Genomic DNA, 23,346 nt, shown 5'->3' with positions numbered 1-23,346 from the left:
CCGAGTACGAACGCGGCTGGTGGCAACAACAGGAAGCCACCCAGCAGCCCGCCTGAAACAAGACCACCGCACTCTACGAAACCCAGGACAGCTCATGGCCCAGGTCGCCGATCTCGTGGCCGCCGTAGTTGCCTGACCTCGGCGATGGTGCCAGACATGTCTGGTCCGGCCGCCGCGTGCGACGCGGCGTACCAGGCATGCTTCCCGCGTCGGGCGCAGGGCCTTGCCGGCCGTGGGAGGAGGCCATTGATGGTGCTCACCACGTGCAGGCCCGCCTGCGAGAGCTGACGAGGTGCCGCGTCATGCCCTGTGCGGCGTGCACTCGGGCGTGGCGGGTCACATGTGCTCAGCACCCGCCTTGATCGCTTCCCGAATGCGGTTGTAGGTGCCGCAGCGGCAGATGTTGCGGATCTCGTCGAGGTCGGAGTCGCTGATCTCATGACCGGCGGCCTGTGCCTGCCTGACCTTGGCCACAGCCGCCATGATCTGCCCTGGTTGGCAGTAGCCGCACTGCGCCACGTCGTACTCCAGCCAGGCCTCCTGCATCGGGTGCAGGTCCTTGCCGACCGTGTCGGGCAGGCCTTCGATCGTGGTGATCTCGTCGTCCGGCCCCACGTCCTTGACCTTCACCGAGCAAGGATTGAAGGCCTTGCCGTTGAAGTGGGACGTGCAAGCCTTGCAGACATTGATGCCACAGCCGTACTTCGGCCCGGTGACATCCAGTACGTCGCGCAGGACCCACAGCAGCCGAAGGTTGTCATCGACGTCGACGGTGACGCGCTTGCCGTTGAGGATGAAGGTGTGCATGCTCATGGTGCGCTCCTCAGTAGGTGTGGCTCAGGCCGTCGGACGGCGACTCGGGAACAGGTGGGACGAAGGGCTTTACCTCGAAGGAGACCGTGCCGTGGTTGATCGGGAACCGGGTCGGCATCGTGCCGGTCGCACGGGCATAGGCGCCCGCGACCGCGGCGACCGATGCGGCCACTCCGGCTTCGCCGGCACCACCGGGCTGCTCGGACGCGGAGGGCATCACGATGCACTCGAAGTCAAAGGGAACGTTCCACTGCCGGGTGTAGAAGTAGTTGTCCCAGCTGGCTTCAAGGAAGTGCCCGTCGCGCAGGTGCAGGCTGCTGGTGAGGGCGAGCGCGATCCCGTCCGAGACACCACCCAGCATCTGGGCCTCCAGGCCCTGGGGATTGATCACCAGTCCGGCGTCCACGGCGATCACGGCCTTGGTCACCCGGGGCCCGGTTACGGCGTTGGAGATCTTGCGGTTCACGGTCTCGGGGCGGCAGTCGATCTCGACGAGCACCGCGGTCGCACCCTTGTACTCGCTGTGGATTGCGATGCCCTGCGCCATCCCGGCGGGCATCGGCCTGCCCCACTTACCCACATCGGCAACCTTCTGGAGCACTGCCTTGACCCGGTCGTTCTTGAGGAACGCAAGCCGGAACTCCAGCGGATCCCTGCCCATCTTCCGGGCGAGCTGATCGACCACCAGTTCATTGGCACACGCCACATCGGGCGAGTAGATGTTGCGCATGCTCCCGGTGTTGAAGCGCGCGTCGGTCTCGTTGAGCAGCTGAGTGACGACGCCGAAGTTGTAGGGGAGTTCCTGTGTCAGCGTGAAGATGGTCTCGGAGAATCCCAGTGCGCTGAGCCCGGTGGGCAGCCTGTCGGCCGTCGCCGTGATCATCTCGCCGAGTCCGTGGCTGAAGTCGGTGACCACACTGGTATGCCGCTGTTCGAAGGTCAGCACTTGCCCGGCCAGGTACGTGGCCCGGATCCGCGAGGTCGCCATGGGATGCACCCGCCCTTGCCGAGGCTCGTCGGCGCGATGCCACATCAGCTTGACCGGCTTGCCCATCGCCTTGGAGATCTTGGCGGCCTCGATGGCGGGGTCGGCGAAGAGCTTGTGTCCGAATGACCCTCCGCCGGTGACGACGTTGACGGTGACCGCGTTCTGCGGCAGGCCGACGGCTTTGGCGATGTCGCCCTGCGCCACGATCGGCACCTTCAGTCCCGCCCATACGGTCGCGCGGTCCGACCGGACGTCGGCGATCGCACAGTTCGGCTCGAGCGCCGCGCTGCTGCGGAACATGAAGGTGAAGTCCGCCTCCACCGTGCCCGCCAGCAAAGGGACCTTCGGGATCGCCAGCGGCACCTCGGCCTTTCTCAGCCGAGCCAGGATCGTCTCGTCGGACTCGCCCGCGACCGGGCCCGGGTTCCACTCCACGTCGAGGGCACGCACCGCGTCGATGCACTGCCCGAACGTCTCCGCGCGAACAGCGACTCCCGTGTCGACCATCGCCACATCCGTTACGCCCGGCATGGCAAGCACCGTGGGTCGGTTGCGTACCGACTTCGGCGAGCCGTTCAGAGTCGGCGGGCGGCAGACCATGGTCGGCAGCGCGTCCGGCACGTGAAGGTCCAGCGTGAACTTCTTCCGCCCGGTGACCGCAAGTCGGGCGTCCTCCCGCCGGTAGGGTTTGCCGATCACCGAAAAGCTCGAAGTGGCCTTGAGTTCGACCTCCACCGCCTTGACGGTGCGGCTGGCGGCCTTGGTGGCCAGAGAGCCATAGTCCACTGATGACCCGTCAGGTGCGAAGATGACCCCGTCCTTGGACTTCAGCAGCGCCACTGCCGAGCCGAGCTCGATCGCTGCGGCTTCCAGTAGCGCCTTCCTGGCGATCGCCGCAGCGACGCGTACAGGGGTGAAGGTCGAGACCGTGGTGTTTGATCCGCCGGTGAGCTGGTTGAGCATCAACTCGGGGCGGGCCGGCGCCAAGGTCACGTGCACCTTGTCGACCGGCAGGTCGAGTTCCTCGGCGATGATCATCGCTGTCGAGGTGGTGATGCCCTGGCCGACCTCCATCCGCGGAAGCTCGAACGATGCGGTGCCGTCCTCGTTGATCAGGATCTTGATCAGCGCGGACGTGGGGAGCGCGGCGTCGGTCTGCAGATCCTCGAGGTCGTACAGCTCCGGGATCTGGGGGGCTGAGGGCACGGCGGCGTAGGCAGGTGTGCCGAGCCCGAGGTCGGCGGCCACGGCAAGCGTGGCTCCACCCAGCACATAGCCAATGAACGCGCGGCGGCCGACCTGCGCGCGCTCACCACGTCCGGTGGTGCGACCATTCCTGGCAGGGACGTCGGTCATCGGCCATTCCTTTCGTGTTCCCAGTCGTCCGCTCTCTGAGGTCGGCAGACAGGTGCCTTCTCGGTACCAGCGCGGCAGGGATCCGTGGGTACAACCAGTTGCCGGCTCAGCATCGGCGAGCGGACCAGAGCCTAGAACCGCATAAGTTCCTCGTCTTTGGGCCGAGCACTAGCGAAATGGAGCAGCCGATTGTGCGTGAGCACAACGAAAGCCGGTATTTGCACGAGGAGAGGGTGAAACGAGGAATTTATGAAAGGAGACAGTGAAGGAGACAGTCAGGCGCCTGCCAGCGCCGGGGGGCTCAGGCCGCCAGTTCCCCGACCACTGGAGGGCGCGCCGTGCCGGCCTTCAGCGTGATCGCCGAAGGCGCGTCCGCGCGTACCGGTGTCCAGGCCGGCCGAGGTGTCATTCCGAGAGGGTGCCCAGTCGCACGGCCTGCAGGGCAACGTAGAGCTCCGCGCAGGAGTCCGCGTCGCTGGTTCGCCGGTCGGTCAGTTCGGTGATCCTGCCCAACCGGTACAGGACGGTGTTGCGGTGGCAGTGCAGATGCTCGGCGGCCCGCGTGGTCGAGCCGCCGGTGGCGAACCAGACGCCCAAGGTGTCGAGCAGGACCGTTCGTTCCGCCGCCGGCAGGGTGAGCAGCGACCCGAAGACCGTACGGGCCACCTCGGAAGCGGCGTCGGGTGAGGCCGCCGCAAGCAGGGCTATCGGCGAGCTCCCGTAGACGTGCGTGCCGGAGGTGCCGGGCGGCAGGCACTGGGCCGCCAGTTGGGCTTCCCGCCGAGCGTTCGGCGCGTCCATGGGTGAGGCGAAGGGCCGGCTGATGCCCACGCGGGAGAGCGCGATGGTGCCGAGGCGCTCCTCCACCGCGACGACCAGATGCTCGTTCGGCAGAGCGAGGAGGCCGAGCAGGCTGCCTGCCCGGTGGATCCACTCGCCGTCGATGTCGACCGCGCGTAGTTGTCCCTCGACCGTCGGCAGCGGGCCGACGCCGTCGTTGTTCTCGGCGCACACCACCAGGAACGGTCCTTTGCGGTCCAGCTGCAGGACCCGCGTGGCCTCCCAGGCCCTGGAGCTGTTCCCTGCGGTGCCGTCGAGCAGCGTGGTGAGCATGAAGCTCCGTGCGGCGGCATCGCGGCATGCCTGTTCCTCCACCGCGGCGCGGTAGGCCTCGGCAGCGGCGCTGGAGCACTGGTCGATGATCAACCAGATGTCCGATGCCCTGTGCAGCAGCCAGGCGGCGTTGTCCTTGGCGAGGGCCATCGCCAGCAGCCGCTCCCAGATGAATCGCCCGCCGAGACGGAAGGCATGCAGCAGAGCAGCCAGCGGGATGCCTTGTTCGGCCTTGAGCCGGCCCGCCGCCCGCGGGGCGTCCATGCTGGTGGGCACACCCCCGTTTCTCAAAGCTGTCAGCAGCGTGCTCAGGTTGTCGTGCACGGGGGCGCGCAGCTGCTCGTGGCTCAGCAAGATTCCCTCGGCGTACGAGCGGTAGCCGTTGAGGATCTCGGCGGTCAGTTCGTCGGTCAGTGAATCCACCGAGACCAAGAGCCGGTCGAGCAGATCAGTCATGCACGCGTCAGCGCCCAGCGGCGTGGTCATGCGCGGATGATAGACGCACGCGGTTGTGTGCGGGCACAAAGCGTGCGTCACCATGCCCGGCTACCGACCGACGGGCGCTGCCGCCTGTCTGTGCAACGATCGCCATCGGTTCCTTCTGGCCGCTACCCATCAGCAGATCTGCTGACTTCTCAAGCGCATGGAGAGCGAGGGCATGCTTGCCGTCCGCGAGGTGGAGCAGTAGTGACAGTTGGAGAGGAGGGAGTACTCCGTCGCTGGCCTCGACCTTGCCGCCCCCTCTCGGTGACTGCATGAGCCGATCGAAGCCGAGAGCCTCCGGCACGGCCTCGCCGTGACGATCTGTGGCGCGGCCTCCGACGACCCGGCGACGCTGATCCGCGAGGTCGAGTCGAGTGCCGGCCGCGTCACCGTCTGAGTTCAGGTCAATCCGTCATCAGCGGCTCAGCGTTCGGCCGCCGTCGAGGCCGAAGGCGACAGTCCATACGCTGTGCGTCGTGCGGTGCGGTGGCTTCGCGGCGCCTTTGGGCGGAGATGTGAGAGCGTCATCCGGGCAGCGATCGCCGAGTTCGCGCTCAAGGGCTATTCAGCGCCTCCGGCGGAAGGCGCTTGCTGCCCCTGGCCGCCGAGCGTGGCCACCACCGGAAGGAAGGCACTCCCGGTCTTGGTGAGTACGTACTCGTCCCGCGGCGGATGTTCGTTGTACCAGCGCCGCTCAAGGAGGCCCGCCTGGACAAGCGCGGATCGGCGGCCGGGTGTGCCGTCCAGTCGACGCTGCCGCAGGGTCTGGCGGACGTCAAACCGTCCTCGCCCAGGCTCAGTTGGTCGACGCGACGGACCACGTGCTTGCTCACGCCACCAGCACCGCATGCTGTTCCCGCTGTCCGCCTCGTGAACCTAACCGGTTGTCCGCGTTGCCTGGCGCCTCCTCGGCGACCGGCGGCACCCTCACCTTTTGTGGCTTATGTCCCACACGGCCGTCGGCCTATCGGCCGCAGGCGGACGTTCCGGGCCAAGGACTGTGTAGGGGGTGAAGCCGGTGGGCGCATGGTCGATCGGCAGGTTGTTCTGTCGTGCGGTGAGGGCGTGCGCGCCTCGACCGGCGTCTGTCATGACATCCCCGCCTTCCGCCGCTACCGCGGAACCGTCGTCATCGGCTCCGACAGTTTTGCCGCGATGGACGCAATGCTGGTGACATAGCCGAGGCGGCCGGCGTGGCCCGCCGTCTACGGTCCACGTGATCGAGGAGACAGGGCCTAATGCTGGATTCCTCAAAGGGCGTACACATATCGGCGGCGTAAGTGCCTGGTGGGTGGGGCGGGTCTGCCCCATATCCAGGGGCGAGCGCGGGCGTTGAGTTGGGATGTTGCCTGGCGGGTTGCTTGGTCGATCTCGGGTGGTCCGGCGAAGGACTGGCCGGCGAGGGCGGCCTTGCGGAAGATGCGCCACCAGCCTTCCTGGAGGTTGAGCCAGCGGGCACCGACAGGGATGAAGACGTGCCGGATTCTGGGGTGGTCTTCCAGCCAGGTGCGGGTGGACAGGCTGTTGTGCGAGGACAGGTTGTCGGTGACGACGTGGATGTCCCCGACCGGATTGGCTGCCTCGATCTTCTGAAGAAACTGCTGGTAGAAGAGGCTGTTGCGGGAGGATGCGGCCATGGTGACTTCCTGTCCGTCCCGCACGCGTAAGGCGCCGTAGACCCAGGTCTTCTCCGGCCCGCGACCGTGGTCGACTTCGGTCTTGATGCGGTGGCCGTCCGGCGACCAGCCCGGCGCCGGCGGGAACGTTCGGGGGATCACCGGTCCGAGCTCGTCGGCGCAGACGACCGTCGCGCCCTCGGGTGGGCAGGTGTAGAGCTCGATGATCCTCGTCCTTTTTCCCTCGAAGTCCGGATCCTTCGAGCGGATCCAGGACCGGGTGCGGCGCCAGTGCACTCCCTCGGCCAGCAGGTCCGGCGGACCTGGCTGCGGCCAGGTTGATGCCAAAGATCCGGGCCGCTTCCTGAGTGCTGTGGCCCTGTTCCATGAGCTGGAAGTATGCGGCCCGCTCTCGGATCAGCTTCTTCCGGCCCTGCGGCTTCCGCTCGTTCCGGATCTCGAAATCCATCGCACCCCTTGAGCTGGGGTGTTGCAACGACCACTAGAACGGAAGGCACGCCGGGGGCTTTGACCTGTGCGCGTTCGGCAGGATTCGAATCTGCAACTCCTTGATCCGTAGCCTGTGTCGTGCCCGTTCCCGGCGTTCGGCGGGCCCGCTCCGGTCACTGCGCCGGGATCGGACGCACCGGGTGCTTGCTCATGATCGAGACCCGGTTGAAGGCGTTGATGGTGATCGCCACCCAGACCACCGCGGAGATCTCGTCATCGGTCAGCGCCTGGCGGGCGGCGGCGTAGGCGTCCTGCTGTCCGGCGACGTCTGCCGGATTGGTGGTCGCCTCGGCCAGGGCGAGCGCCGCCCGCTCCCGCGCACTGAACAGCTCGGTGTCGCGCCACGCCGGGAGCACGCCTAGGCGCTGAGTGCTCTCGCCGGCGCGCAGCGCAGCCCGAGTGTGGACGTGGAGGCAGTAGGCGCATCCGTTGATCTGGGAGACTCGCAGGTTGACCAGTTCCACCAGTCTGCGGTCCAGGCCGGCATCCGCGGCGACCGCCCGGACCTCCTCGGCGGTCCGGGTCAGGGCCTGGTATGCACGGGGGCTCTGCTTGTCGACGAACACCCTTCGGTCGGCCTGCGCCTGGGTCGGACCGTTCACCTGCACTCCTTCGGGCGGGCTGCGTCCGGCGGCTCCTGGACAGGTCGGCGTCAGGGGTGGCGCCCGCGATCCCCCTCATGATAGTTGAACAAGTAACGAAAGTGGGGTGTTGCCTGATGAGCAACCCAGAGGCCGGTCTCGCCGAACAACTGCGCGGTCCAGCGCGCGACGGGGAAGCCGATCCGCAGGTGGAGGTCCTCTCCGCGCGGGACGTCCCCCTGGGCGGTCCTCGCGCGATGACTGTGCGGCGCACCCTGCCGCAGCGGGCCCGGACCCTGATCGGCGCCTGGTGCTTCGCCGACCACTACGGGCCCCACGACGTCGCCGAGACCGGCGGGATGGATGTCGCCCCGCACCCCCACACGGGGCTCCAGACGGTGAGCTGGCTCTTCAACGGCGAGATCGAGCACCGCGACAGCCTGGGCACCAGGGCTTTCGTACGCCCCGGAGAACTGAACCTCATGACGGGCGGACACGGCATCGCCCACTCGGAGGTCTCCACCCACGCGACCACGGTCCTGCACGGCGTGCAGCTGTGGGTGGCCCTGCCCGAAGAGCACCGGCACGCCGAGCGCGCCTTCCACCACCACGTCCCAAGTGCCGTCCCGCTGGACGGCGGCGAGGTACGGGTCTTCCTCGGCTCGCTCGCCGGCGACACGTCACCCGTCCCCACCTTCACCCCACTGCTCGGTGCCGAAGTCGTGCTCCAGCCCCGCGCAACCGTCGTCCTCGCCGTCGACGAGCGTTTCGAGCACGGCCTGCTGGTCGACCGCGGAGAGGTCCGGATGGCCGGAACACCGCTGCACCCGGCCGAGCTCGGCTACCTCGCCCCCGGTCACGCGACGCTGACCCTCGCGAACACCTCCGACGACGCAGCCCGGATGATCCTGCTCGGCGGACCGCCCTTCGACGAGCAGATCCTTATGTGGTGGAACTTCGTCGGCCGCAGCCATGAGGAGATCGTCAGGGCCCGCGAGGAATGGCAGGACGCCTCCGACCGCTTCGGCGAGGTCGTGGGCTACGACGGGGACCGACTGCCCGCCCCGTCGCTGCCCAATGCCGTCATCCGCCCGCGCCGCAACCCCGCACCGCACCCCCGGCTCCCGAAAGGCACCCCATGACCACGTCCGTCCTCACCGTCGTCGAACGAGCCGATGACAGGCACCGCTACGAGATCCTGGCCGACGGCGCGCTCGCCGGCTTCACCGAGTACCTGGACCGTGACGAGCAGCGCGTTTTCTACCACACCGAGATCGACGACGCCTTCGCCGGACGGGGGCTCGCCTCCCGACTGGTCCAGCAGGCCCTGACAGACGTACGGAACGCGGGAAAGCGCGTCGTGCCCGTCTGCCCGTACGTAGCGAAATTCCTGCAGAGACACGACGAGTTCGCCGACATTACCGACCCGGCCACGCCGGACGTCAAGCGGTGGCTGCGCGAGGCACTGCGCTGACGCACCCCGCTGCAGGAGAATTCCTGCCGACCTGTATCGGCACCCTCTGCGAGTGAGCAGTCCGCGCGATGCCCAGGTTGACGTACTGGTCGTCGTGCAGTTCCCTGGCGGCACGGGCGGCGAGCCGCTCGGGTGTCACCTCCCCGTCGGTCAGGAGGTGTCCGGCGCCTATGGCGCCCAGCAGACATCCCTTCGGCGGGCCAACGTCGTCGGCGGCGTTGCCGGCCCGGTGCGGTGGGTTGGCGGGTCAGCGGGTGCGGCGGTCGCGCGCGTTCGGGCCGCAGCGGTTGCACCGCGCCGCTGCGCTGCCGGGCCCGTGCGAGTGCAGGGCAAGCAGGTCCGCGGTGGTGGCGACGGGGTGCCAGCGGTGGCCGCGGCACCCGTCGGCGGGGCAGGGGGGTAGTGGCCTCGAAGACCTGGTCGGTGCGGCGCAGATGCAGCCGGAGACGGGCAGAGCGGACGATTTCGAGCCCTTGGTGGTCGGGACGGCGAGGGCGTGTGGCCCCGACGTTCTCGTCTCAGCCGCGGAGCAGGAAGGGCGACCGAGGCCGTCCAGTCCGGTCCGCGCCGGTTGAACGCATTCCGTGGAACGCAAACTCCCGGGCCGGTCTTCGACCGGTCCGTCCGGCTGGTCTTCGGGACGGCGGTAAGAACGGCCTTGGCCTCCATTGTTTCCACCACGGCACGGATCACCATCTGCCCGGTGAAGTGGTCCACGATGGTCTTGGTCTGGTGGGTGAGGCCGCGTGCGGCGATCCGCTGCCAGGCGCCCTGGTCACGGTCGCCCTGCCAACCACACTCGGGGTTGGGGCAGATGGCCCATTTCCATCCGGACACGGTGGGCCGGTCGGGGGCCTTGCGGTGCCTGAGCGGTGTGAGGCAGTGCGGGCAGTGCTTGGAGGTGTTGCGCGCAGGCACGGTGACCACGGCGATGCCGACTTCGGCAGCGAGGTGCCGCATGCGGTCGGTGATCTGGCCGCGCACGGTCTGCGAGAGGCGGGTGTTGTGGGTGCGGCCCATGCCGCCTGCTTCCATCGACCGCAGGTCTTCCAGGTAGATGACCGTGGCCCCGGCCGCGATGGCCTGATCCACAGCCCAGCGGGCGGCCGACCATGCAAGGGCGTCGTTGAGGTTCGAGCGGCGCTCGGACACGCGCCGGATCTCCTCGGCCAGCACTCCGGCCTTGCCCTGCAGGGCGGGATCGGCGAGCCGGATCGCGGACCCGTTCGGACGCCCACGCCTCCAATGCGTCGGGAGCGAACTCGTGGGTCTCTACGGCCGGCCCGAACGGTGGTCGTCGCGACGCCGTGCACCGCGACCCGGAGCAACCGCACCACGGCGTCGGCCACCGGCTCCTCGCCCTGCAGCACACCTTCCGTGCGGCGGCGCCCTCAGCCCTTCGCCGTCGCCCGGTAGGGGCGGAAGAACGCGCGTAGCTCCTCCGCGTACAGCTCGGGCTCCTCGAACGGAGCGAAGTGCCCGCCGCGCGCGGGCTCGGTCACGTACACCACGTTCGTCGTGCGCTCGAGCCATGCCCGCGGTGGGCGGACGATGTCGCCGCGGAAGAGCGAGAAACCTGACGGCACCTCGACCCGGCGGGCGTGCTGCGCGGGCGGGATCGCGGCGTTCGCGCGGTACATGCGCATCGACGAGCCGATCGTCCCCGTGAGCCAGTAGAGCGTGACGTTCGTGAGGATCTCGTCCTTCGTGAAGCGCCGTTCGACGTCGCCGTCGCAGTCGCTCCACGTCCGGAGCTTCTCGACGATCCACGCGGCGAGCCCGGCCGGCGAGTCGGTGAGGCCGACCGCGGCGGTCTGGGGCTTCGTGCGGTGCATGGCCGCGTAGGCGCCCTCGCTCGCGCCCCACGCTGCGGCACCCTCGAACCAGGCGCGCTCCTCGGGCGCGAGATCCGCCGGGTCGCCGGTGAAGACGGGCAGGCCCCCGTCCATGCGGTGGACGGCCACCACCCGGTCGGGGTGGTCCAGCCCGAGGTAGCGGCTCACGTGGCTGCCGATGTCCCCGCCCGCCGCGCCGAACCGCTCGTAGCCGAGAACGCTCATCAGCTCGGCCCACAGGCCGGCGACGGCGATGGAGTCGAGCGGCGGGCCGGTGGGGCGGTCGGAGTATCCGTAGCCCGGCATGTCGGGCACGACCACGTCGAACGCGTCGGCGGGGTCGGCGCCATGCGCTCCGGGGTCGGTGAGGAGCGGGATGACTTTCGTGTAGCGCCAGAACGAGTCCGGCCAGCCGTGGCTGAGGACCAGTGGCAGGACGGGCCCGGCCGGGGCTGCGGCCCGTGCGTGCACGAAGTGGATGCCGAGGCCGCCGAGCGGGACGCGGAAGCGGGAAAAACGGGCGAGCGCCGCCTCCTGGGCCAGCCAGTCGAACCCGTCCGCCCAGTAGGCGACGAGCTCCCGGAGGTAGGCGAGGTCGGTCCCGAGTGACCACCCGGCGTCCTCGGGCGTGTCCGGCCAGCGCGTCGCGCGCAGCCGGGCACGCAGGTCCTCGAGCGCAGCGCAGGTGGTCCGCTGGGTGAACGGCTCAAGGCGGGGCACGGCGTGCGGCATGTGAGTCATCCTAGTAGTGCTTGGTCAGGGGGGTATCGGTTCTGGCACGTCGCGGTGACAGGTGGGGCAGGCGCCGGTCCAGACCGCGAGGAGTAACTGCGGTTCGCGGGTGACCTGGTAGAGGCTCGGGCCGACGCCGTCTCTTTGGGGGAACGGGTGATGCGCTGGAGGGTGCAGAAGGCGTGGGCGACGGAAACGAGGGTGAAGTGGTGGTGCCAGCCTCTCCAGGTGCGGCCGTCGAAGTGGGTCAGGCCCAGTGCCTGTTTCATCTCACGGTAGTCGTGCTCGATGCGCCAGCGCAGCTTCGCGGTGCGCACGAGGGTGGGCAGCGGGGTATGCGGCTGTGCTGGTTCCGGCTGGGCGGTGCTCGTGGTGGAGATGCCCACCGCGTAGCTCAGCCCGCGTTCTTCCAGGCCAAGCCGGAAGGCGGCCACATCGCCGTAGCGGCCGTCGGCGACGGCGAGCGAACATCGATACCCCAGCGGTCAGCTACCAGATCGCCAATCTCCAGGGCACAGCGACAACGGCCGTCGACGCCGACAGCCTGGCAGTCACCCGCCGCTACTGCGATCCCTGCGGCAACCCCCGCGGCACCAAGTCCGCCACGTGGGTCTCCGCCGACGAGAACCACAAGCGTCAATTCTGATCTTCATTTGAGTGGGATTCGAGCACTGGGAAACGGTTTTATAGGAGTAATCCGTCGCCAACGAGGCAGGATGTCCTAGACTATGCAACCTTTATTGACGACTTCTATGGAGGAGAATTCGAGCCGCGGATTCGCTAGGCGGTTCGGGCGTGATCGTTCTGCGGCCGGGGGTCAGTTGAGCGGCCTCACCCCCTTGCCGGAGGTGGCCTCGGTCAGCCGGAAGCTGTCACCCTGCATCACGACGACGCGGGCGTGGTGCAGGAGCCGGTCGACGGTCGCGGTGGCGAGGGTCTTGGGCATCGACCACCCAGTCCATCTCCGGAACTAGAAGCCTCTTGGGCGGCGCGCCTTTGGACGACTTGCCGTACCGGACGCTCATGCTGCCGAACTGCCCGTGCTGCGGCGCCTTCCGGTGACGTCGCAGGTCCACCAGGTCGACCTTGGAGGACTCGGTACGCCGGGTGCCGTAGGCCTAAATCGTCTTGAGTGTCGCGGCGTCGCGCAGCCCCGTGAGAACGCCCTTGCGGCCCTGTCCGCGAATGCGGCGCGAGCGGGCGTCGGCTGCGTCGAACAACGCCTGGACCTAGTCGTAGGTCAGCGGCCGACGCCGAGGCTTGAACCGTGCCGCTGCTCGTCTTGGTGCTGCTCGCGGTGGGACAGACCCTGCCGCCCGTGCTCTCCATCGATGTCCGCCCCTCCTCGTCCGGTGACGCCTGCGCGTGCGCCAACGTCGGGAGAACGGTCGGAGCCGACCTGTCCCGGGGTCCGCCTGTCCCGTCAGGGGATCACCCGGCTGGTCGTGTGTCGATCTGCCGGGCGCCGGAGGCTGGTGCGTAGCGTCGGCGCCACGAGTCCCGGCACTTCGCCGAGTGCCTCAGCCCCGCAATCGAGGGCGTCGGCTTCTTAGGCCGGTCGGACGCCAACTCCGCCCGGGACACCAGCACCACGCAGCGCCGGGCGTCACCGGACCCGCCTGCCCGAGGACTGCACCGTGAGCAATGAGAGCAACATCGCAACCATCAAGTCGATCTACGAGGCGTTCGGCAGGGGCGACGTCCAGGCCATCCTCGACTTCCTGAGCGACGACATCGACTGGGCCACCGAGACCACCTCCACGGCAGCGCCCTGGTACGGGCCCCGCCACGGGAAAGCCGCGGTCCGCACGTTCTTCGAGCAGTACGGCTCGACCATGGAGAACGACGAGTTCACCCCCGTCTCGTATGCGGCCAACGACTCCGACGTGCTGACCGTTGTACGGATGCGCGCCCGCGTGCGGGCGACCGGACGTCCGGTGGCCATGGACCTGCACCACTGGTTCGCCTTCCGTGACGGCAAGATCGTCCACCACCGCAGCACCGAGGACACCGCCCAGATGGAGGCCGCATTCAAGGGCTGATCGGCCGAGCGGCCGAGCGGCCGGCGGGCCCGGCGTGCCGCCGTCCCCGCTCGTGGCCCACCGCTGAGCGATCCTCGGTGCGACTCGCAACTCTCGCCCCCGCAGCGGCAGCACCTTCAGCCCCGGCCAAGTGATCGCCATGCACGAAGCCCGAACCGTTGGTGGAACGGCTGTCGTCCTTGATGCCCTGCCCCGGCGGCCACGCCCACCGCATGGAAGCTGGCTTCCCAAACTGCTGCCGTTGGTGCAGAGAAGGTCGCCTCGATTGCGACGGGCTCCTCGTCGGCTTCCAGGGTCAGCGAACACGGCCGGGGTGTACTTGCCGCAGCGTCTCGGTGGTTCTGGTGCCTCGACGGTAGCCGTCAGGTCCCGAGGGCGTGATGGTGGTGGCCGGGGGTAGTTTGCGCTGGCGCAGTGCCTCGGTGATCGCGGTCATTGGACGGCGCCGGGTATGTGCTGTCTCTGGGTTCTGTTTGGCGAGTTTGTGCAGGAGGCGGGCGCGGCCGTCTTCGACGGTGTGGTCTTCAGTGAGGATCTTGCTGAACGTCTTCATGACGGCGTCGGCACCGGTGGGTGTGGGTTCGGGTTCAAGGTGGGCGGCGGGCTGCAGGATGGCTGTGCCGTGGCTGGCTTCGTGGTGGGCGTTGTCCAGGAGCTTGGTGAAGTGGTCGACGTCGCCGCCCAGGAGGCGGACGAAGCTCTGCAGCACGTCTCGGGGCGGTAGGACGGTGCCTTCGAGGAGGGAGGCGACGGTGCCGGCGGTGAGGACCCACCGGCTGGCGACTGCTATGTCACTTGGGGCGGGGCGGCCAGCGCGCCAGGTGCAGTGTGTGGACCGCGGCGCGTAGTTGGTCGGCTGCCGGAAGCGTGGGGGCGTCTGGTTCCGGGAGGGGTTCACGGCTTTTCTGGCTGAGCTTCTCCGACTCCGACACGGAGCCCGCGGAAGATCACTTCCTGGATCATGCGGCGCCGCGAGACCCTTACCGAGAGCCAAGACCGGAGGCTGTTGGAGGTCCGGCTCGCCTGCCCCTACATCACCCGCGGCTGCGACCTCGCCCGAGCCTTTGCGGAACTGGTTCGTAACCGGCGCGGATACCTGCTGCTGGAATGGATCCGTCAGGCCGAACAGGACGCCCCAAAGCCGATGCAGGGCTTCGCCAGCTTCCTCCGCCAGGATCTCGACGCCGTCACCGCCGGCCTCACCCTCCCGTGGAGTTCCGGTGTGCTCGAGGGGCACGTGAACCGGGTTAAAACACTCAAGAGAGCCATGTACGGCCGGGCGTCCTTCTCCGAACCCGAATCCTGATCGGCCAGCAAGCGTGATCTCTTAATGCAGAAGACCGTGGCTCCGAGCAGTTGTACTGTCAGACGCCGTGAGCACGGACATTCACGGCGGTATCGAGTTTCGCCATCCCGGCGTCGGCCCGGACTGCTACGAGGGCGAGCCGTGGGTCGGCGCCATGGATCTCTGGCCCTTGTACGACGAGACCGACTACGCGTCCTTCGGATGCCTCTTCGGCGTACGCAACTACGCGGGCTACGCACCCCTGGCCGCGGAACGTGGTTTGCCCGACGACTTGTCGAGTGGACTACGAGAGCGCCTACAGCCTTGGGTCGCAGACGGCCACCTGGCAGGGGCTACCTGGGTCAGCTGGGCTGAGATCGCGGGACTGGATCCAGCAACTGCTCCGGAGCACTACATTGGCCGGCTCACGTGGTCATCCCTGGCGAAGCCCTCAATTCTGCATCAGCAACTTGTTCCGGCTGAATGGTCCCCGGAGTTGGTTGCTGCGGTGGGTCCACGCCCACAGGACCTGGAAGGAAGCGACCATTACGTCGAGTGGATCAGCGGAGACCTGCTTTACCAGTACGAGTCGTTGACGGCTGGTTCCATCCTGGGCCACAGGTCCCACTGGCCACACATGTTTGCCGTAATGAAAGCTCTGGCGGATCGTTTCGGTGATGACGCCGTTCGACTCGTCGTGGCCTTCGACTGATCAAGAACGCGTCAGCTGATCGATCACGGAACTGCGGCCAGAGCCCTGAAAATCCCCAGGCACGATCGACCTCCCCACGTGGTTGATGGTGCAAAAGTGGAGTCGCTTGTCCCCGGAGGCCGCGCCGGACAGTGTGACGACCAGCCCGGGGGCCGCGACTTCGCCGAGCGCGCCTCCGGCTGCGGCGGCCAGGCCCTGCGGCGTCATCGTGCCGGTCAGCGGCAGGCCGAAGTCTGGCCCGGCGGATGGGGGCGCGCGTCGTCGGTCCAGGCACACGGGACGGAGAGGAACTGGTCGCCGACGCGGTGGAGCGCGGCGCCCGGGTGATGGTCGGCGGGAGCACACCGAACCCCGGTTGCTTCTACCCGCCGACCGTACTCACCGACGTGGACCCGGGCAGCCTCCTCATGGACACCGAGATCTTCGGCCCCGTCGCCGCGATCGTCACCTTCGACGACGAGGACGAGGTCGTACACCGGGCCTATGACACCCCCTGGGGGCCTCGTCGGCTACGTCTTCGCCGAGGGCCTCGACCGTGCCCTGCGCGTCGGTGAACGCCTGGACGTTGGCCTGGTCGGCCTCAACACCGGTCTTTTGTCCAACTCGGCGGCCCCGTTCGGCGGCGTCAGGCAATCCGGGCTGGGCCGGGCGGGCGGGTCGGGATCGAGGAGTTCCTGGAGTAACAGTACGTGGCGGTGCCGGTGTGTTGATCTGCTGGCAGCCGGCCTGTCGGGAGGCAGGGCGCTGCGATCATTCGGCGCCCGGCGGATCACGGGGGTGGAGCGGGCGGCGGATCCTTGCGCAGGGTGGTGGTGATGGCGTCGCCGACCTCCCTGGTGAGGGCGGGCCGTTCGCCAGTCAGGCCGAGTTCCTGGGCCAGGGTGATGGCGTGCAGGTCGACGGTGGCCTCGACGAGATCGGCGAACACCGCCGTCGCCGCGCGGCCCCGGATCCATGCCGTGGCCGCGACGACCACGGCGGCGGGCAGCGCCGGCCACCACCAGGCGCCCAACAGCAGGTACAGCACGGCCCATCCGGCGAGCCCGAAAGCGGCGCCGTAGGCCTCGCGGGCGGAGAGGAGTTCGGCCCGGACGGCATCGGGCACCGTCAGCCAGAGCCGGGGCCAGGCGGCGCCGAGGTCCAGGTCGTAGGCGTCGTACACCCGCTGGTCGACCGCGTGGAGGCGGTCGCCGATCCAGGTGGGTCGCCGGGGGCGGACGAGGGCGATGGCGTCGCGCCGTTCGATGGCCCTGGCGAGTTCGGCGCGGGTCCCGGCCGCCTCGCACGCCGCGTCGGCCTGCCACCAGCGGCGGACCCGGCGCCGTACGAGAAGGCGCGCGGGCCACCGGTCGCCCCGACTGGTCCACAGGCGCTCCACGACAACGGCCGACGCTCTCGCGCACAGTCCGGCCAGCGTGGCCGCCGCCAGCACACCGGCGGCCACGAGGAGGATCGCACCGGCGCTGGAGGCCCCCGGGTGGGCGGCCAACCGGTCGACGGCGAGCTGGAGTTCAGCCAGGTCCAAGGCGTGAGCGTGTCCCAATACGACGGCGGCGGCCACACCGGCGAGGTAGCCCACCCCGGGTAGGACGAGCAGGGCGAGCCACTTCTCGGCGGCCTTGCCGGCGAGGGCGGACAGGAAGGTGGTCACAGCCGGACCCGGTCATAGACGAAGGGACGGCCCGTCATCGCGCACACGGGGGCCTCCGGGTACAACTCCGCGCTCGACACCCGCTCGCAGAGGTGGGCGGCGGGGCAGGTCCACCGGTGCACCACCGGACGGCCAGGGCTGTTCCCCGGCAGGGTCGGAAGGCCCTTCGCCGCCCTGGTCACGATGCCGAAGCCGGCCGCGGCCATACGGTCGTCCAGGGTGTCCAGCCGACGCTCCAGCACGGAGCGTGCCACAGGTTCGTCTCCGCGCAGCGCCGCAAGAACAGCCCCGACGACTTCCGCCGCGCCCGCCTCACGCGCCGCCTCCTCCAGCTCGCCCGCACCCATGAGTGTGCACACGCGACTGAGCCGTTCCGCGAGTTCGTCCACCGAGAGGCCCCCCTGCCTTCGCGATCGCCATGTTATTTGCATGATCTCGGAGTTGGTGACTCTACGGGGCCCCAGGATCCGGCGCATCCCCGCTACGGTGGTCGGCGGTGTGGCGTGAGCGTGATGCCGGAACGCCGCGGGGGACCAGGAGGAAGCAGTGAGTAAGTTCAAGCGCCGCAGGCTGCTCTTCATGGCCGAAGTGCATGAGAGGCGGGGCACCGACCCGTCCGACGTGCTGGCCGGGCTGCACGAACTGGCGGTCGAAGATCCGTACGATCTCGAAGTGCTGCTCACTGCCGCGGAACTGCTCTCCGACCGCGCCGGCCGCAGAACCGGCACGGCGCGGGAAGCGGATCTCGCGGCCTCGATCGCCCTGTTGCATCGCTGCGTTCCGCTGGTGCCGCCGGGCCACCGCGAGCGCGGCACGGTCTTCAACAGTCTGGGGCAGCGGCTGTTCATGGTCGCACAGGGCACGGACTCGCCCGAGCCCGTGGCCGAGTCGGTGCTCGCGTTCCGCGAGGCCGTGGCGGCGACGCCGCACGGCAACGGCATGCGCCTGGTGAACCAGTTCTATCTGGTGGTCCAGCTCGGTGAGCACTTCGAGCGGAGCGGGGACCGGGACGCACCCGCCGAGGCCGTCCAGGTGGCACGCGAGGGCTACGCCACCGTCCCGCCCGGCCACGAGCTCCGCCCCATGTTCCGGACGGCCCTGATCACCTCGCTGCGACATCTCGCGGGCGCCACCGCACACGTCGAACCGCTCCAGGAAGCCGTCGGCCTCGCGCGCGAGGCGCTGTCCGAGGCCAGCAGCACCTCCGACCGTGCCGGGGCGCAATTCGATCTCGTCCGCGCTCTCAGGGCACTGCACGACGCGACGGCGGACAGGCGACTGCTGGTCGAGGCGGTCGATCTGAGCGAACAGTGCCTTGCCGCCACACCGCGGCGCGATCCCGAGTTCAACACGCGTCGGACACGTCTCGCATCCGCCGTCAGGCTGCTCGCCCAGGACCGCAGGGACCCCGACCTGATGCGTCGGGCCATCGACCTGATGCGGGCGACGATCGAGACGCCGTCGGCCGCCGACGAGCACGCCGACACTCTCGTCGACCTCATTCAGTCGCTGGCTTCCCTGCACACGATGACCAACGACCCGCTCGCGCTCAGGGACGCGGAGCTGACCGCCCGCGCGGCCCTGGCCGCCGCACCCGACCCCGGCCCCTGGCGCACACATACACAATTCCCCCTGGCGCAGGTCCTGTTGTACCGCTCCAGCGTGGACGCCCGCGGCACGGACGCCGTAGCACTGCACGAGGCGCTGGGGCTGTTCCAGCACGTGGCGGCTGCCACGCCGCCCGACCACCGGGAACGCGGCGATCGCCTGTGGCATCTGGGCGTCACCCTGCGGGACCTGGCCAGGCACGGCGACGGCGACACCACCGCGTGGCGGCGGCAGGCGCGGCATGTCTTCGCCGAGGCCGCGTCCGCCGCCGGACCGCCCAACGTACGGATCAAGAGCTACCAGCACCTGGGCGCCATGGAGGCCGCCCTCGGCGACCCGCACGCCTCACTCGCCGCCTACGAAGCCGCAGTTGCCCTTCTGCCGCAGCTCACCCCGGACTGGCTGTCCTACACGGGCAACATCATCGGACTCAGACAGATCGAGGGACTGCCGGACGGCGCCGCTGCCGCCGCAGTGGAGCTCGGTAGACCGGAACGGGCCCTGGAACTCCTGGAGTTGTCGCGCGGAATCCTGCACGGCCGGACCCTGGAGACCCGTGACCTCAGGCTGCTGCGGCACCGGTCACCCGAGCTCCACGCCGAGTTCCTGCGGCTGCGCACCGCCCTCAACGCCGATGCCCGCGACGGGAAGGACGGGAACTGGGACGACCTGATGGGCCGGATCCGGAACCTCGACGGCATGGCAGGCTTCCTGCGGGCGCCCTCCGTCCAGGCGCTGCGCCGCCACGCCGAGCAGGGTCCCGTAGTGATCGTGAACATCTCCGAGCGCCGCTGCGACGCGCTCATTCTGCGGGCGGACGCCGAACGGCCCGTCCTGACGGTTCCGTTGACCGGCCTGACCCAAGCCGAAGTCATCGCCCACCTCCTGCGCCTGACCCGTGCCGTCTTCGCCGCCCCGAACGACCCGTCGCTGCTCACCCGGCGGGACGCCCAGCGGGACCTGGACGAGATCCTGCGCTGGCTGTGGGACCGAGTCACCTCACCCGTGCTCGGCGCGCTGGGCCTCACTGCCCCGTCCTCCGATACGCAGCCCCTGCCCCGCATCTGGTGGTGCCCCGTCGGCCTGATGGCGTACTTCCCGCTCCACGCGGCCGGCCATCACGACAACGGCGCGCAGGCCGGGAAGGCGACGGTGATGGACCGGGCCGTCTCCTCCTACACCACCACCGTGCGCGCCCTGGCCGGCCGGTTCAGTCCCCCGGCGGCCGGTACGGCCCTGCACACGCTGGTCGTGGCGGTGCCCGACGCCGAGAACGCCCCCTCGCTGCCGGGCGCGACCGCAGAGGCCGCGGCCCTCGCGGAACTGCTGCCGAACTCCCTGGTCCTGTTCGGCGCGCAGGCCACGTACGAGAACGTTGTCCGCGCGCTGCCCGCCTACCCCGTCGCCCATCTCTCCTGCCACGGCCTCACGTTCTGGGAGAACCCCGCCGCCGGCATGCTGCTGCTCCACGACCACCTCACCCGGCCGCTGACCGTGGAACAGCTCTCCGCCATGGAGCTGCCCTACGCGGACCTCGCCTTCCTGTCCGCCTGCAGCACCTCCAACACGCACCCGGACAACTCCGACGAGGCGCTGCACATCACCGGGGCCTTCCAACTCGCGGGATTCCGACGCGTCATCGGCACCCTCTGGCCGGTCAATGACACCACCTCGGTGGAGATCACCCGCGCGACCTACGCCGACCTCACCCACGGCGGCAGCACCCCACCCCGCACCGAGCTGTCGGCCCAGGCCCTGCACCGGGCCGTACGCGCCCTGCGTGACCGGTATCAGGCCAGCCCCTCACTGTGGGCCGGGTATGTCCACGTCGGTCACTGAAGGGGTACCGGCGAGATGCCACACTCAAGGACCATGGACCTGGCCCGGCGGCACGGTCCGGCCTTCGTCCAGCGCCTGCACGGCCAGGACACCCTCTTCGTCAGCAGCCTGGACCTGGTCACCGAGCTCTCCGACGAACAGCGGTTCGGCAAGGCCATCGGACCTGCTCTGGAGAACGTGCGCGAGTTCGCCCAGGACGGCCTGTTCACCGCGTACAACGACGAACCCAACTGGGCCAAGGCGCACGACATCCTGATGCCCGCCTTAGCGCTCGGCTCGATGCGCACCTACCACCCGGTGATGCTGAGGGTGGCCCGGCGGCTGATCGAGACCTGGGATGTCCGGTCCGCGGCCGGCACCCCGGTCGACGTGCCCGACGACATGACCCGGATGACCCTGGACACCATCGGACTGGCCGGACTCGGATTCGACTTCGAGTCGTTCGACCGCGACGAGCCGCACCCGTTCGTCGACGCCCTGGTACGCGCCCTGCAGTGGTCGATGACCAAGCTCAGTCGCAAACCGGGCGTCGACCACACGGAGGCCGACGAGGCGTTCCGCGCTGACGCGGACTTCCTGGCCTCCGTGGTGGACGACGTGATCGCGGCACGCACCGCTCCCGGTGCGGCGGTCCCTGAGGACGAAGACCTCCCGGGGCTGATGCTCAACGCCACCCACCCCTCCGACGGCACCACCCTCGACCTGGAGAACATCCGCAACCAGGTCATCACCTTCCTGATCGCCGGCCACGAGACCACCTCCGGCACCATGTCCTTCGCCCTGGCCGCATCCGTCCGTCACGGAGCAGGGCCCTGTCCCGGTTGCGGTGCTGATCAGTGCGGAAGCGCAGAAGACCGTTGGAGACCACGGTGGTGGCGGGGACGGTGCGGGTTGCCTTACTTGCTGCGCGTGGTTGCGACACTGCCTGCCGTGGCATAGCGTCCATCTATGGGCGACTCTGGTGGTTTTGATGCATTTCATCCTGGTATACCTGGATCTGGGAGGCAGGCGCGGCCGGGCATTCGCCATGTCAGGGCTGGTGAGTTGGACAGTGCCACCGCGCAGAGCGGCGGAGGCATGAGGAGATTCGCGGCGATCAGCGGTGAACTCGCAGGTTCTCGTGGAATCTGGATGGGAGAGACCCGTGTTGCCCCGGGGACTTCCTCCAGCGATCACCATCATGGTGAGTCGGAGACGGCGATCTACGTTGTCAGCGGACATCCTGAGTTCGTATACGCCGAGGAGTCGGAGGGCGAGCCGCACGAGAGGAGGGTGAAGGCAGGCCCGGGGGACTACGTCTACGTGCCGCCATACGTCGCGCATCGAGAGGAGAATCCCGATCCGGACGAGGAAGCCCTCGTGGTGATCGCGCGCACTACTCAGGAGCCGGTCGTGGTGAATTTGCAGTCCCTGTTCACAGGGGAGAGCGAGTCCAGCACGTAGGCACGAGACGATCTGTTGCAGGCGGCCTGCTGAGCCGACCACCTCTCCGGAAGCTCGGTCTGGCCGCGCTCGCGGCGGTGAGGGACGACGAGTCTCGCGCCCGGATAGCCGCCGTCGGCGATGGTGAGGGTCTTGCCGAGGGCAGCCTTGGACGGGCTCCTCCCGAACCCTGGAGTCGTTGCGGTTCCCGGCGAGCGGCGGGCCGACCACGACGACCAGGTGGTCAGCATCGGTGACGACCTGGTGGTTGGTGGAGTACCGGTAGTCCTTGGACCGCTCGGCGATGGTGTGGTGACGGGTGGGGAGCAGCGTGCCGTCCACAATGAAGCTCCGCCATCTTGAAGTGGCTGGTCAGCGGGGTGGCGTGACCTCGTATCGGGGTGCTCATGCTGGTCGTGGGCGGCAGTCTGTGGTGCAGATGGTCTGGCAGGGCGCTTTTGCCGATGAGTTCACCGTCCTAGAACGGTCTACCCAGCGACACGATCGATCTCGACAGGAGTGCCATGTCCACCATCCAGCCAGTGATCTTGACTGCCGACCACGACGTCCTGCTCGGCTTCTATACGAAATTGTTCGGTGCCGAGGAGATCTTCCGGGTGCCGGAGGAAGGCCCGGTCTTCTACCTCGGCTTGCGCATCGGCGACAGCGACCTCGGGCTGGTGGCCAAGGCGAACCCGGGGGACCGTGGGGCGTCGCGGATCTTGCTCAGCATCGGTGTCGACGACGTCGATGAGACGCTCGGCCGGGTAACGGCGCTGGGCGGCTCGGTCCTCGACGGCCCCAACGACATGCCGTGGGGACAGCGCGTCGCCCACATTCAGGACCCCGACGGCAACCCGGTGAACCTCACTCAGCCGATCCAGCTCAGTGACGCTGTTTAGGGTGTTTGTGCTGGTCGTGAGCTGCCTGCGGTAGAGATCATTTGCGGTAATGGCCTCGATGTTCGCCAGGACGAGCAGCGCGCGAAGCAGGTGGGTGGCACCAGCGTGCTCGGTTCGGAGTTCGGTGAGGATCCGCCAGACACCTCACGTTGCCAAGGTGTCAAGCGGCAGCCGCGAGTTCGATGGGGAACGCGGTGCCTTCGTCGAACAACTCGTGCTTCTGCAGGCAGTGGTAGAGCTGGCCGAGCATTCGGTTGAACAGGTTCCTCCGGGCGGCGGCGTTCCAGTGTCCGTGCTCGTCGCGACGGCGGCGGTAGTGGGCCTTGGCCCCGGGGGATCCGTTCGGAGCGGCGAAGGCCCAGAGGTATCCGGCGTGGTTGAGCC

21 protein-coding genes and 8 pseudogenes are annotated in these 23,346 nt (G+C 68.7%); 13 read left to right on the top strand and 16 right to left on the bottom strand.

Annotation, left to right across the window (positions count from 1 at the left end):
- Positions 1–336: 336 nt before the first annotated feature.
- From AB0950_RS39295 to AB0950_RS39285, 3 genes are all read right to left on the bottom strand, one after another.
- Complete coding sequence (locus tag AB0950_RS39295; protein WP_360162025.1) at positions 337–813, bottom strand: (2Fe-2S)-binding protein; 477 nt, start codon at positions 811–813, stop codon at positions 337–339.
- Positions 814–823: 10 nt separating this feature from the next.
- Positions 824–3,157 (bottom strand): molybdopterin cofactor-binding domain-containing protein, encoded by a 2,334-nt coding sequence (locus AB0950_RS39290; protein WP_366780668.1) that lies wholly within the window; start codon positions 3,155–3,157, stop codon positions 824–826.
- A gap of 405 nt (positions 3,158–3,562) precedes the next feature.
- The gene (locus tag AB0950_RS39285) at positions 3,563–4,756 is read right to left on the bottom strand and encodes a helix-turn-helix domain-containing protein (protein ID WP_366780667.1); all 1,194 of its coding nucleotides are present in this window, start codon (positions 4,754–4,756) and stop codon (positions 3,563–3,565) included.
- A 121-nt stretch (positions 4,757–4,877) separates the two neighbouring features.
- Here AB0950_RS39285 and AB0950_RS39280 point away from each other — a divergent pair.
- Positions 4,878–5,123: pseudogene (locus tag AB0950_RS39280) on the top strand (PadR family transcriptional regulator); the annotation flags it as partial.
- A gap of 191 nt (positions 5,124–5,314) precedes the next feature.
- On the opposite strand, the gene AB0950_RS39275 reads toward AB0950_RS39280, so the two are convergent.
- Positions 5,315–5,500 carry a winged helix-turn-helix transcriptional regulator gene (locus tag AB0950_RS39275; RefSeq protein WP_366780670.1) on the bottom strand — a complete coding sequence of 62 codons (186 nt, stop codon included), beginning with the start codon at positions 5,498–5,500 and terminating at the stop codon, positions 5,315–5,317.
- On the opposite strand from AB0950_RS39275, the pseudogene AB0950_RS39270 reads away from it, so the two are divergent.
- Together AB0950_RS39270 and AB0950_RS39265 are read left to right on the top strand one after the other, a co-directional pair.
- Positions 5,477–5,598: pseudogene (locus tag AB0950_RS39270) on the top strand (aromatic compound degradation protein PaaI); the annotation flags it as partial. The gene AB0950_RS39275 and the pseudogene AB0950_RS39270 overlap by 24 nt on opposite strands.
- Before the next feature lie 181 nt (positions 5,599–5,779).
- A complete protein-coding gene (locus tag AB0950_RS39265) occupies positions 5,780–5,932 on the top strand; it encodes a hypothetical protein (protein WP_366780666.1) in 153 nt (50 codons plus the stop codon).
- A 71-nt stretch (positions 5,933–6,003) separates the two neighbouring features.
- Here AB0950_RS39265 and AB0950_RS39260 read toward each other — a convergent pair whose 3' ends face one another.
- Together AB0950_RS39260 and AB0950_RS39255 are read right to left on the bottom strand one after the other, a co-directional pair.
- Positions 6,004–6,717: an IS630 family transposase gene (locus tag AB0950_RS39260; RefSeq protein ID WP_366780665.1), complete on the bottom strand. Its 714-nt coding sequence runs from the start codon at positions 6,715–6,717 to the stop codon at positions 6,004–6,006.
- 275 nt (positions 6,718–6,992) lie between these two features.
- Complete coding sequence (locus AB0950_RS39255) at positions 6,993–7,481, bottom strand: carboxymuconolactone decarboxylase family protein (protein WP_360575894.1); 489 nt, start codon at positions 7,479–7,481, stop codon at positions 6,993–6,995.
- A gap of 116 nt (positions 7,482–7,597) precedes the next feature.
- Between AB0950_RS39255 and AB0950_RS39250 the strand changes: the two genes are divergently transcribed.
- Positions 7,598–8,602 carry a pirin family protein gene (locus tag AB0950_RS39250; protein WP_360162033.1) on the top strand — a complete coding sequence of 335 codons (1,005 nt, stop codon included), beginning with the start codon at positions 7,598–7,600 and terminating at the stop codon, positions 8,600–8,602.
- Positions 8,599–8,934, top strand: a complete 336-nt coding sequence (locus AB0950_RS39245) for a GNAT family N-acetyltransferase (RefSeq protein ID WP_360575896.1) — start codon at positions 8,599–8,601, stop codon at positions 8,932–8,934. Before AB0950_RS39250 ends, AB0950_RS39245 begins: the two co-directional genes overlap by 4 nt.
- A 168-nt stretch (positions 8,935–9,102) precedes the next feature.
- On the opposite strand, the gene AB0950_RS39240 is transcribed toward AB0950_RS39245, so the two are convergent.
- The 5 genes and pseudogenes from AB0950_RS39240 to AB0950_RS39220 all read right to left on the bottom strand — a co-directional run.
- Positions 9,103–9,954, bottom strand: a complete 852-nt coding sequence (locus AB0950_RS39240) for a zinc ribbon domain-containing protein (protein ID WP_366780669.1) — start codon at positions 9,952–9,954, stop codon at positions 9,103–9,105.
- Positions 9,955–10,325: 371 nt separating this feature from the next.
- The gene (locus tag AB0950_RS39235) at positions 10,326–11,501 is read right to left on the bottom strand and encodes an epoxide hydrolase (RefSeq protein WP_360575901.1); all 1,176 of its coding nucleotides are present in this window, start codon (positions 11,499–11,501) and stop codon (positions 10,326–10,328) included.
- A 5-nt stretch (positions 11,502–11,506) separates the two neighbouring features.
- A complete protein-coding gene (locus AB0950_RS39230; RefSeq protein ID WP_360575903.1) occupies positions 11,507–11,935 on the bottom strand; it encodes a transposase in 429 nt (142 codons plus the stop codon).
- 383 nt (positions 11,936–12,318) lie between these two features.
- Positions 12,319–12,447 (bottom strand): annotated as a pseudogene (locus AB0950_RS39225) (ATP-binding protein); the annotation flags it as partial.
- Positions 12,446–12,760: pseudogene (locus AB0950_RS39220) on the bottom strand (site-specific integrase); the annotation flags it as partial. The pseudogenes AB0950_RS39225 and AB0950_RS39220, both read right to left, overlap by 2 nt.
- Positions 12,761–13,138: 378 nt before the next feature.
- On the opposite strand from AB0950_RS39220, the gene AB0950_RS39215 reads away from it, so the two are divergent.
- Positions 13,139–13,543, top strand: a complete 405-nt coding sequence (locus AB0950_RS39215; protein ID WP_360162043.1) for a nuclear transport factor 2 family protein — start codon at positions 13,139–13,141, stop codon at positions 13,541–13,543.
- Positions 13,544–13,838: 295 nt separating this feature from the next.
- On the opposite strand, the gene AB0950_RS39210 is transcribed toward AB0950_RS39215, so the two are convergent.
- Positions 13,839–14,252, bottom strand: coding sequence for a hypothetical protein (locus AB0950_RS39210; RefSeq protein WP_366780664.1), 414 nt, complete (start codon positions 14,250–14,252; stop codon positions 13,839–13,841).
- A gap of 252 nt (positions 14,253–14,504) precedes the next feature.
- Between AB0950_RS39210 and AB0950_RS39205 the strand changes: the two genes are divergently transcribed.
- The 3 genes and pseudogenes from AB0950_RS39205 to AB0950_RS39195 all read left to right on the top strand — a co-directional run.
- A complete protein-coding gene (locus tag AB0950_RS39205) occupies positions 14,505–14,849 on the top strand; it encodes a transposase (protein WP_360162047.1) in 345 nt (114 codons plus the stop codon).
- A gap of 67 nt (positions 14,850–14,916) precedes the next feature.
- On the top strand, positions 14,917–15,540 hold the full coding sequence (locus AB0950_RS39200) for a hypothetical protein (RefSeq protein ID WP_366780663.1): 624 nt from the start codon (positions 14,917–14,919) through the stop codon (positions 15,538–15,540).
- A 227-nt stretch (positions 15,541–15,767) separates the two neighbouring features.
- Positions 15,768–16,223 (top strand): annotated as a pseudogene (locus AB0950_RS39195) (aldehyde dehydrogenase family protein); the annotation flags it as partial.
- Between the two features lie 86 nt (positions 16,224–16,309).
- Here the strand turns inward: AB0950_RS39195 and AB0950_RS39190 are convergent.
- Both AB0950_RS39190 and AB0950_RS39185 read right to left on the bottom strand, forming a co-directional pair.
- The gene (locus AB0950_RS39190) at positions 16,310–17,191 is read right to left on the bottom strand and encodes a hypothetical protein (protein WP_360575911.1); all 882 of its coding nucleotides are present in this window, start codon (positions 17,189–17,191) and stop codon (positions 16,310–16,312) included.
- Complete coding sequence (locus AB0950_RS39185; RefSeq protein ID WP_360575912.1) at positions 17,188–17,580, bottom strand: hypothetical protein; 393 nt, start codon at positions 17,578–17,580, stop codon at positions 17,188–17,190. Before AB0950_RS39185 ends, AB0950_RS39190 begins: the two co-directional genes overlap by 4 nt.
- Before the next feature lie 157 nt (positions 17,581–17,737).
- Between AB0950_RS39185 and AB0950_RS39180 the strand changes: the two genes are divergently transcribed.
- The 3 genes and pseudogenes from AB0950_RS39180 (at position 17,738) to AB0950_RS39170 (ending at position 22,081) form a co-directional block, all read left to right on the top strand.
- Positions 17,738–20,638, top strand: a complete 2,901-nt coding sequence (locus AB0950_RS39180) for a CHAT domain-containing protein (protein WP_366780662.1) — start codon at positions 17,738–17,740, stop codon at positions 20,636–20,638.
- Positions 20,639–20,641: 3 nt separating this feature from the next.
- Positions 20,642–21,421 (top strand): annotated as a pseudogene (locus tag AB0950_RS39175) (cytochrome P450); the annotation flags it as partial.
- Between the two features lie 165 nt (positions 21,422–21,586).
- Positions 21,587–22,081, top strand: coding sequence for a cupin domain-containing protein (locus tag AB0950_RS39170; RefSeq protein ID WP_360162057.1), 495 nt, complete (start codon positions 21,587–21,589; stop codon positions 22,079–22,081).
- Positions 22,082–22,119: 38 nt separating this feature from the next.
- Here the strand turns inward: AB0950_RS39170 and AB0950_RS39165 are convergent.
- Positions 22,120–22,405, bottom strand: a pseudogene (locus tag AB0950_RS39165) (transposase); the annotation flags it as partial.
- 179 nt (positions 22,406–22,584) lie between these two features.
- Here AB0950_RS39165 and AB0950_RS39160 point away from each other — a divergent pair.
- Entirely contained in the window at positions 22,585–22,962 is a 378-nt protein-coding gene (locus tag AB0950_RS39160; RefSeq protein WP_366780661.1) for a VOC family protein, read from the top strand.
- A 160-nt stretch (positions 22,963–23,122) separates the two neighbouring features.
- Here AB0950_RS39160 and AB0950_RS39155 read toward each other — a convergent pair.
- Positions 23,123–23,346, bottom strand: a pseudogene (locus tag AB0950_RS39155) (IS110 family transposase); the annotation flags it as partial.

This window comes from Streptomyces sp. NPDC007189 (assembly GCF_040703635.1).
Lineage (GTDB): Bacteria > Actinomycetota > Actinomycetes > Streptomycetales > Streptomycetaceae > Streptomyces.
This window is presented reverse-complemented; position numbering and strand designations above follow the sequence as displayed.

Coding starts and splice junctions, on each gene's coding strand:
- AB0950_RS39295 (WP_360162025.1), bottom strand. CDS start 813: ATGAGCATGCACACCTTCATCCTCAACGGCAAGCGCGTCACCGTCGAC.
- AB0950_RS39290 (WP_366780668.1), bottom strand. CDS start 3,157: ATGACCGACGTCCCTGCCAGGAATGGTCGCACCACCGGACGTGGTGAG.
- AB0950_RS39285 (WP_366780667.1), bottom strand. CDS start 4,756: ATGACCACGCCGCTGGGCGCTGACGCGTGCATGACTGATCTGCTCGAC.
- AB0950_RS39265 (WP_366780666.1), top strand. CDS start 5,780: ATGGTCGATCGGCAGGTTGTTCTGTCGTGCGGTGAGGGCGTGCGCGCC.
- AB0950_RS39250 (WP_360162033.1), top strand. CDS start 7,598: ATGAGCAACCCAGAGGCCGGTCTCGCCGAACAACTGCGCGGTCCAGCG.
- AB0950_RS39245 (WP_360575896.1), top strand. CDS start 8,599: ATGACCACGTCCGTCCTCACCGTCGTCGAACGAGCCGATGACAGGCAC.
- AB0950_RS39240 (WP_366780669.1), bottom strand. CDS start 9,954: ATGGGCCGCACCCACAACACCCGCCTCTCGCAGACCGTGCGCGGCCAG.
- AB0950_RS39235 (WP_360575901.1), bottom strand. CDS start 11,501: ATGCCGCACGCCGTGCCCCGCCTTGAGCCGTTCACCCAGCGGACCACC.
- AB0950_RS39205 (WP_360162047.1), top strand. CDS start 14,505: ATGCGGCGCCGCGAGACCCTTACCGAGAGCCAAGACCGGAGGCTGTTG.
- AB0950_RS39170 (WP_360162057.1), top strand. CDS start 21,587: ATGGGCGACTCTGGTGGTTTTGATGCATTTCATCCTGGTATACCTGGA.
- AB0950_RS39160 (WP_366780661.1), top strand. CDS start 22,585: ATGTCCACCATCCAGCCAGTGATCTTGACTGCCGACCACGACGTCCTG.